The sequence below is a fragment of the Streptomyces sp. 4N124 genome, assembly GCF_052245395.1.
Classification (GTDB): Bacteria; Actinomycetota; Actinomycetes; order Streptomycetales; family Streptomycetaceae; genus Streptomyces.
Genome location: NZ_JBQQBS010000023.1, coordinates 127,101 through 135,929, shown reverse-complemented (window position 1 = coordinate 135,929; position 8,829 = coordinate 127,101). Strand labels below are relative to the sequence as shown.

Below are 8,829 nucleotides of genomic sequence, written 5' to 3'. Positions count from 1 at the left end.
AAAAAAAGGGTCTGGGCCACCCTGGTGGCACGTTTCTGCTGAAGCGGCGGAGCGCTCAGCCCTCCTCGGCGTGGGAGACCGCGCGGCGCGCGTCCGCGTCCAGGACGCCCCAGCTGATCAGCTGCTCGGTCAGGACCGAGGGCGACTGGTCGTAGATGACGGCGAGTGTGCGCAGGTCGTCCTGGCGGATCGAGAGCACCTTGCCGTTGTAGTCACCGCGCTGCGACTGGATCGTGGCCGCATACCGCTGCAGGGGACCCGCCTTCTCGGCCGGCACATGGGCCAGCCGCTCCAGGTCCAGAACCAGCTTCGGCGGCGGCTCGGCGGCACCGCCCGGCGTGGTGCCCGGCAGCAGCTCCTGCACCGGAACGCCGTAGAAATCCGCCAGCTCGGCAAGGCGCTGTACGGTCACGGCACGGTCACCGCGCTCGTACGATCCGACCACGACCGCCTTCCAGCGTCCCTGGGACTTCTCCTCGACACCGTGGAGGGAAAGGCCCTGCTGGGTGCGGATGGCCCGGAGCTTGGCCCCGAGCTGTTTGGCGTATTCGCTGGACATATAGCTCCCCGGCACTGTGTCGACGCAGCTGGTGTGGTTCCAGGCCGCGCGGCTGGTAACTCACTGTGAGGTTACGCAGCGTGACTCTTCTGCGTCAAGCCGAATGGTCCACACCGACTCTTCCGTGGTATCAGCACCTGATTACGCCAAGGGGGTGATCAGGGCAGTCGTCCCGGCCTGCTACCGTGGATGGCGCAATTCCGGCGTCCTTTAAGGTCCGTCCCGTGAGGCGGAGAAGGAGGTCCGTTTCATATGGACAAGCAGCAGGACACCCAGCAGGACTCAGAGCAGTCCGAAGCCCGGCCCGTTCTCGAAGGCCCTGACATCGCGCGGGTGTTGACCCGCATCGCCCACGAGATCGTCGAGCGCGCCAAGGGCGCCGACGACGTGGTGCTCCTCGGTATCCCCACCCGAGGCGTCTTCCTCGCCCAGCGGCTCGGCCGCAAGCTCGAGGAGATCACCGACCGCAAGATCCCGGTCGGTTCGCTCGACATCACCATGTACCGCGACGACCTGCGCATGCATCCGCCGCGCGCGCTGGCCCGCACGGACATCCCCGGTGACGGTGTCGACGGCCGCCTCGTCGTCCTCGTCGACGACGTGCTCTTCTCCGGCCGCACGATTCGCGCCGCGCTCGACGCGCTGAACGACATCGGCCGCCCGCGCGCCGTGCAGCTCGCGGTTCTCGTCGACCGCGGCCACCGTGAACTGCCCATCCGCGCCGACTATGTCGGCAAGAACCTCCCCACGTCGTTGCGGGAGACGGTCAAGGTCCAGCTCGCCGAGGAGGACGGTCGCGACACCGTGCTGCTCGGTGTGAAGCCGACCCAGTAGCAAGCAGCCGGCGTGTACCCCCGGTATGCCCCGGCGCATCCCTGCTTGCCCAGAATCTCCCAAAACTGAACTGCCTTACGGAGCCTGAAAGATGCAGCGTCATCTCATCTCGGCCGCCGACCTCACCCGCGACGACGCCGTCCAGATCCTCGACACCGCCGAGGAGATGGCCCGGGTCGCTGACCGGCCGATCAAGAAACTGCCGACCTTGCGCGGCCGAACCGTCGTCAACCTCTTCTTCGAGGACTCGACACGGACCCGGATCTCCTTCGAAGCGGCGGAGAAGCGCCTGTCCGCCGATGTCATCAACTTCTCGGCCAAGGGCTCCTCGGTGTCCAAGGGCGAGTCCCTGAAGGACACCGCCCAGACCCTCGAAGCCATGGGGGTCGACGCCGTCGTCATCCGGCACGGCGCCTCCGGAGCGCCGTACACCCTGGCCAACTCCGGCTGGATCGACGCCGCCGTCATCAACGCCGGCGACGGCACCCACCAGCACCCCACGCAGGCCCTGTTGGACGCCTTCACCATGCGGCGGCGCCTGGTCGGGCGGGACGCCGGGATAGGGCAGGACCTCGAGGGCAAGCGCATCACGATCGTCGGCGACATCCTGCACAGCCGCGTCGCCCGCTCCAACGTCGATCTGCTGCACACCCTCGGCGCGAACGTCACGCTCGTCGCCCCGCCCACCCTGCTGCCGGTCGGCATCGAGACCTGGCCGTGCGAGGTGGCGTACGACCTGGACAGCACGTTGCCCAAGTCCGACGCGGTGATGATGCTGCGCGTCCAGCGCGAGCGGATGAACGCCGCATTCTTCCCGACCGAGCGCGAGTACTCGCGGCGCTACGGCCTCAACGGCGACCGCATGGCGAAGATGCCCGAGCACTCCATCGTGATGCACCCCGGGCCGATGGTCCGCGGCATGGAGATCACCGCCGAGGTCGCCGACTCCGAGCGCTGCACCGCCATCGAGCAGGTCGCAAACGGAGTCTCCATCCGGATGGCCGTCCTGTACCTGCTGCTGGGCGGCAGCGAGCCGGCCGTCAGTCACCCCCGTACCGAGGAGAAGTAAGACAGATGAGCAAGATCCTGATCCGTGGTGCGAAGGTGCTCGGCGGTGAGCCGCAGGACGTCCTGATCGAGGGCGCGCAGATCGCGGCCGTGGGCACCGGTCTGCCGGACGAGGGCGCCCAGGTCGTCGAGGCGGGCGGGAAGGTGCTGCTGCCCGGCCTCGTCGATCTGCACACCCATCTGCGTGAGCCGGGGCGCGAGGACTCCGAGACCGTGCTGACCGGTACGCGTGCGGCGGCTTCCGGCGGCTACACGGCCGTGTTCGCCATGGCCAACACCTTCCCGGTCGCCGACACCGCCGGTGTCGTCGAGCAGGTGTACCGGCTCGGCCAGGAGCACGGCTACTGCGATGTGCAGCCCATCGGCGCCGTCACCGTCGGCCTGGACGGCAAGAAGCTGGCCGAGCTGGGCGCCATGCACGAGTCGGCGGCCGGGGTCACCGTCTTCTCCGACGACGGCAAGTGCGTCGACGACGCCGTGATCATGCGCCGGGCGCTGGAGTACGTGAAGGCCTTCGGCGGCGTCGTCGCGCAGCACGCGCAGGAGCCGCGGCTGACCGAGGGCGCCCAGATGAACGAGGGCGTGGTCTCCGCCGAGCTGGGTCTCGGCGGCTGGCCGGCGGTGGCCGAAGAATCGATCATCGCCCGGGATGTCCTGCTCGCCGAGCACGTCGGCTCCCGCGTCCACATCTGCCATCTGTCGACCGCAGGCTCCGTCGAGATCATCCGCTGGGCCAAGTCCCGCGGCATCGACGTCACCGCCGAGGTCACCCCGCACCACCTCCTCCTCACCGACGAACTGGTCCGGACGTACAACCCGGTCTACAAGGTCAACCCGCCGCTGCGCACCGAGCGCGATGTGCTAGCCCTGCGCGAGGCCCTCGCCGACGGCACGATCGACATCGTCGCCACCGACCACGCCCCGCACCCGCACGAGGACAAGGACTGCGAGTGGGCCGCGGCCGCCATGGGCATGGTCGGCCTGGAGACCGCGTTGTCAGTGGTCCAGGAGACGATGGTGGACACCGGACTCCTCACCTGGGCCGGGGTCGCCGAGCGCATGTCCTTCAAGCCCGCCCGGATCGGGCAGGCGGGCGGGCACGGCCGCCCCGTCTCGGCTGGTGAGCCCGCCAACCTCACGCTCGTCGACACGGAATACCGTGGGTCCGTGGACCCCAAGGGCTTCGCCTCGCGCAGCCGCAACACTCCGTACCAGGGGCGTGAGCTGCCGGGCCGTGTGACGCACACGTGGCTCCGGGGCAAGGCCACGCTCGTCGACGGGAAGCTCACGTGACACCTCTGCATCTGACGCACCTGGCCGCCGATCAGAAGTCGGCGGAGGTGACCGACTGGGCCGCCCGCATCGGCTGGCTCGTCGGCCTCGCCCTCTTCGTCGCGCTCATCTACTGGCTGATGCGCGAGGGCTGGAAGTGGCGCGGCACGCTCCAGGGAGACCTGCCCGAGCTGCCCAGCGCGCCGGACGAGCCCGGTGCGGCGAGACTGACGATGAGCGGCCGCTACCACGGCTCCACCACCGCCGGGCAGTGGCTCGACCGCATCGTGGCGCACGGCCTCGGCACCCGCAGCCGGGTCGAGGTCACGCTGACGGACGCGGGACTGGACGTCGTACGCCCCGGTGCGACCGACTTCTTCGTCCCGCTGGCGGCCCTGCGTGAGGCGCGGCTCGACAAGGGGATCGCCGGCAAGGTGCTCACCGAGGGCGGACTGCTCGTGGTGACCTGGGCGCACGGCGAGCGGCTGATCGACTCCGGGTTCCGCTCCGACACGGCCGCCGAGCACAACGAGTGGGTCGACGTCATTAACTCCATGATCAACACCAACAGCACGGAAGGCGCCGAACGATGACGACCTCCATCCAGGGGACCGCCTCGAAGAGGCACAAGGCGGCTCCCGCCGTACTCGTCCTGGAGGACGGCCGGACCTTCCGCGGCCGTGCCTACGGGGCCGTGGGGGTCACCTTCGGCGAGGCCGTGTTCTCCACCGGCATGACCGGCTACCAGGAGACCCTCACCGACCCGTCGTACCACCGCCAGGTCGTCGTGATGACCGCCCCGCACATCGGCAACACCGGCGTCAACGACGAGGACCCCGAGAGCAAGCAGATCTGGGTCGCGGGTTACGTCGTACGCGACCCCGCGCGCGTGCCCTCCAACTGGCGCGCCAAGCGGTCGCTGGACGACGAACTGCGCCACCAGGGCGTCGTAGGCATCTCCGGCATCGACACGCGCGCGCTGACCCGTCATCTGCGTGAGCGCGGCGCCATGCGCGTCGGCATCTTCTCCGGCAACGCCCTGCCCGACGAGGGCACCATGCTCGCCGAGGTGCGCCAGGCCCCCGAGATGAAGGGTGCGAACCTTTCGGCCGAGGTCGCCACCAAGGAGGCGTACGTCGTCCCCGCGATCGGTGAGAAGAAGTTCACCGTCGCCGCCGTGGACCTCGGCATCAAGGGCATGACCCCGCACCGGATGGCCGAGCGCGGCATCGAGGTGCATGTGCTGCCCGCGACGGCGACGGCCGAGGACGTGTTCGCCGTCGAGCCGGACGGCGTGTTCTTCTCCAACGGCCCCGGTGACCCGGCCACCGCCGACCACCCCGTGGCCGTGATGCGGGCTGTGCTCGAACGCGGCACCCCGCTGTTCGGCATCTGCTTCGGCAACCAGATCCTGGGGCGTGCGCTCGGCTTCGGCACGTACAAGCTGAAGTACGGCCACCGCGGCATCAACCAGCCGGTGCAGGACCGTACGACCGGCAAGGTCGAGGTCACCGCGCACAACCACGGCTTCGCGGTCGACGCCCCGGCCGACAAGGTCTCCGACACCCCCTACGGCCGCGCCGAGGTCTCCCACGTGTGCCTCAACGACAACGTGGTGGAGGGGCTGCAGCTCCTCGACCGGCCGGCCTTCAGCGTCCAGTACCACCCCGAAGCGGCAGCGGGCCCGCACGACGCCGCCTACCTGTTCGACCGCTTCGTATCCCTGATGGAGGGCCAGCGTGCCTAAGCGCACCGATATCCAGTCCGTCCTGGTCATCGGCTCCGGCCCGATCGTCATCGGCCAGGCCGCCGAGTTCGACTACTCCGGCACCCAGGCGTGCCGGGTGCTCAAGGCCGAAGGCCTGCGCGTCATCCTCGTCAACTCCAACCCGGCGACGATCATGACCGACCCGGAGATCGCCGACGCGACCTACGTCGAGCCGATCACCCCGGAGTTCGTCGAGAAGATCATCGCCAAGGAGCAGCCGGACGCCCTGCTGCCCACCCTGGGCGGCCAGACGGCCCTCAACACGGCGATCTCGCTGCACGAGAACGGCGTACTGGCGAAGTACGGCGTCGAGCTGATCGGCGCCAACGTCGAAGCGATCCACAAGGGCGAGGACCGCGACCAGTTCAAGGTGGTCGTCGAAGCCGTCCACGCCAAGATCGGCCACGGCGAGTCCGCCCGCTCGGTCATCTGCCACTCCATGGACGACGTCCTGGGGGGCGTCGAGACCCTCGGCGGCTACCCGGTCGTCGTGCGCCCGTCCTTCACCATGGGCGGCGCCGGCTCCGGCTTCGCGCACGACGAGGAGGAACTGCGTCGCATCGCGGGCCAGGGCCTGACCCTGTCTCCCACCACCGAGGTGCTCCTGGAGGAGTCCATCCTCGGCTGGAAGGAGTACGAGCTGGAGCTGATGCGCGACAAGCACGACAACGTCGTGGTCGTCTGCTCCATCGAGAACTTCGACCCCATGGGTGTGCACACCGGCGACTCGATCACCGTCGCGCCCGCGATGACGCTGACCGACCGCGAGTACCAGATCCTCCGGGACATCGGCATCGCCGTCATCCGCGAGGTCGGCGTCGACACCGGCGGCTGCAACATCCAGTTCGCGGTGAACCCCGAAGACGGCCGCGTCATCGTCATCGAGATGAACCCGCGCGTGTCGCGTTCCTCGGCCCTCGCCTCCAAGGCGACCGGCTTCCCGATCGCCAAGATCGCCGCGAAGCTCGCCGTCGGCTACACCCTCGACGAGATCCCGAACGACATCACGCAGGAAACCCCGGCATCCTTCGAGCCGACCCTCGACTACGTGGTGGTCAAGGCGCCCCGGTTCGCCTTCGAGAAGTTCCCGCAGGCCGACTCCACGCTGACCACCACCATGAAGTCGGTCGGCGAGGCCATGGCCATCGGCCGCAACTTCACCGAGGCGTTCCAGAAGGCGCTGCGGTCGCTGGAGAAGAAGGGCAGCCAGTTCACGTTCGTCGGTGAGACCGGCGACAAGGACGAGCTGCTGCGTGAGGCCGTACGGCCCACGGACGGCCGTATCAACGCCGTCATGCAGGCCATCCGCGCGGGCGCCACTCCCGAGGAGGTCTTCGAGTCGACGAAGATCGACCCGTGGTTCGTCGACCAGCTCTTCCTCATCAAGGAGATCGCCGACGAACTGGCCGCGGCGCCGGAGCTGACCCCGGACCTGCTCGCCGAGGCCAAGCGGCACGGCTTCTCCGACCAGCAGATCGGCGAGATCCGCGGCCTGCGCGAGGACGTCGTCCGAGAGGTCCGGCACGCCCTCGGTATCCGCCCGGTCTACAAGACGGTCGACACGTGCGCCGCCGAGTTCGCCGCCAGGACGCCGTACTTCTACTCCTCCTACGACGAGGAGACGGAGGTCGCTTCGCGTGAGAAGCCGGCCGTCATCATCCTGGGCTCCGGCCCCAACCGCATCGGCCAGGGCATCGAGTTCGACTACTCCTGCGTCCACGCCTCCTTCGCGCTGAGCGACGCCGGGTACGAGACCGTGATGGTCAACTGCAACCCCGAGACCGTCTCCACGGACTACGACACCTCCGACCGCCTGTACTTCGAGCCGCTGACGCTGGAAGACGTGCTGGAGATCGTCCACGCGGAGTCCCTCGCGGGGCCGATCGCCGGTGTCATCGTCCAGCTGGGCGGCCAGACACCGCTGGGCCTGGCGCAGGCGCTGAAGGACAACGGCGTACCGGTCGTCGGCACGTCGCCGGAGGCCATCCACGCCGCCGAGGACCGCGGCGCCTTCGGCCGCGTCCTCAAGGAGGCCGGCCTCCCGGCCCCCAAGCACGGCACCGCCACCACCTTCGCCGAGGCCAAGGCCATCGCCGACGAGATCGGCTACCCGGTCCTGGTCAGGCCGTCGTACGTGCTCGGCGGGCGCGGCATGGAGATCGTGTACGACGAGACCCGGCTGTCCGCCTACATCGCCGAGTCGACCGAGATCAGCCCCACCCGGCCGGTGCTGGTCGACCGCTTCCTCGACGACGCCATCGAGATCGACGTCGACGCGCTCTACGACGGCCAGGAGCTCTACCTCGGCGGCGTGATGGAGCACATCGAGGAAGCCGGTATCCACTCCGGCGACTCGGCGTGCGCGCTGCCCCCGATCACGCTCGGCGGCTTCGACATCAAGCGGCTGCGAGCGTCGACGGAGGCCATCGCGAAGGGCGTCGGCGTCCGCGGCCTGATCAACATCCAGTTCGCGATGGCGGGCGACATCCTGTACGTCCTCGAAGCCAACCCGCGTGCCTCGCGCACGGTGCCCTTCACCTCGAAGGCGACCGCGGTGCCGCTGGCGAAGGCCGCCGCCCGGATCTCGCTGGGCGCGACCATCGCCGACCTCCGCGCGGAGGGCCTGCTTCCGGCGACCGGCGACGGCGGCGAACTCCCGCTCGACGCGCCGATCTCCGTCAAGGAAGCGGTCATGCCGTGGTCGCGCTTCCGTGACATCCACGGACGGGGCGTCGACACGGTTCTCGGCCCGGAGATGCGCTCCACCGGCGAGGTCATGGGCATCGACTCCGTCTTCGGCACGGCGTACGCCAAGTCGCAGGCGGGCGCCTACGGTCCGCTGCCGACGAAGGGCCGCGCCTTCATCTCCGTCGCCAACCGCGACAAGCGCTCGATGATCTTCCCGGCGCGTGAACTCGTCGCCCACGGCTTCGAGTTGCTCGCCACGTCCGGCACGGCCGAGGTGCTCAAGCGCAACGGCATCCACGCCACCGTCGTACGCAAGCAGTCCGAGGGCACCGGCCCGAACGGCGAGCGGACCATCGTCCAGCTCATCCACGACGGCGAGGTCGACCTCATCGTCAACACCCCGTACGGCACCGGCGGCCGCCTCGACGGCTACGACATCCGTACGGCGGCCGTGGCGCGTTCCGTGCCGTGCCTGACGACGGTTCAGGCGCTCGCCGCCGCCGTCCAGGGCATCGACGCCCTCAACCACGGTGATGTGGGCGTGCGATCACTCCAGGAACATGCGCGGTTCATGACCGCGGCCCGCGACTAGCAGCCCTGAGGGGGACATCGGAAACGGTGTCCCCCTCTTCGTGAGGAC

At 69.1% G+C, this 8,829-nt stretch carries 7 protein-coding genes; 6 read left to right on the top strand and 1 reads right to left on the bottom strand.

Annotation, left to right across the window (positions count from 1 at the left end; genetic code table 11):
* Positions 1-55 precede the first annotated feature (55 nt).
* On the bottom strand, positions 56-559 hold the full coding sequence (gene bldD, locus ACTWQO_RS23730) for a transcriptional regulator BldD (RefSeq protein WP_062722566.1): 504 nt from the start codon (positions 557-559) through the stop codon (positions 56-58).
* Positions 560-811: 252 nt separating this feature from the next.
* On the opposite strand from bldD, the gene pyrR reads away from it, so the two are divergent.
* From pyrR to carB, 6 genes are all read left to right on the top strand, one after another.
* Entirely contained in the window at positions 812-1,393 is a 582-nt protein-coding gene (gene pyrR, locus ACTWQO_RS23725; protein WP_443239351.1) for a bifunctional pyr operon transcriptional regulator/uracil phosphoribosyltransferase PyrR, read from the top strand.
* 91 nt (positions 1,394-1,484) lie between these two features.
* On the top strand, positions 1,485-2,462 hold the full coding sequence (locus ACTWQO_RS23720; protein ID WP_443239350.1) for an aspartate carbamoyltransferase catalytic subunit: 978 nt from the start codon (positions 1,485-1,487) through the stop codon (positions 2,460-2,462).
* A gap of 5 nt (positions 2,463-2,467) precedes the next feature.
* Entirely contained in the window at positions 2,468-3,754 is a 1,287-nt protein-coding gene (locus tag ACTWQO_RS23715) for a dihydroorotase (protein ID WP_443239349.1), read from the top strand.
* Positions 3,751-4,326 (top strand): PH-like domain-containing protein, encoded by a 576-nt coding sequence (locus tag ACTWQO_RS23710; RefSeq protein ID WP_443239348.1) that lies wholly within the window; start codon positions 3,751-3,753, stop codon positions 4,324-4,326. The genes ACTWQO_RS23715 and ACTWQO_RS23710 overlap by 4 nt, the downstream gene beginning before the upstream one ends.
* Positions 4,323-5,480: a glutamine-hydrolyzing carbamoyl-phosphate synthase small subunit gene (carA, locus tag ACTWQO_RS23705; RefSeq protein WP_443239347.1), complete on the top strand. Its 1,158-nt coding sequence runs from the start codon at positions 4,323-4,325 to the stop codon at positions 5,478-5,480. The genes ACTWQO_RS23710 and carA overlap by 4 nt, the downstream gene beginning before the upstream one ends.
* A complete protein-coding gene (gene carB / locus ACTWQO_RS23700) occupies positions 5,473-8,781 on the top strand; it encodes a carbamoyl-phosphate synthase large subunit (RefSeq protein ID WP_443239346.1) in 3,309 nt (1,102 codons plus the stop codon). Before carA ends, carB begins: the two co-directional genes overlap by 8 nt.
* Positions 8,782-8,829 lie beyond the last annotated feature (48 nt).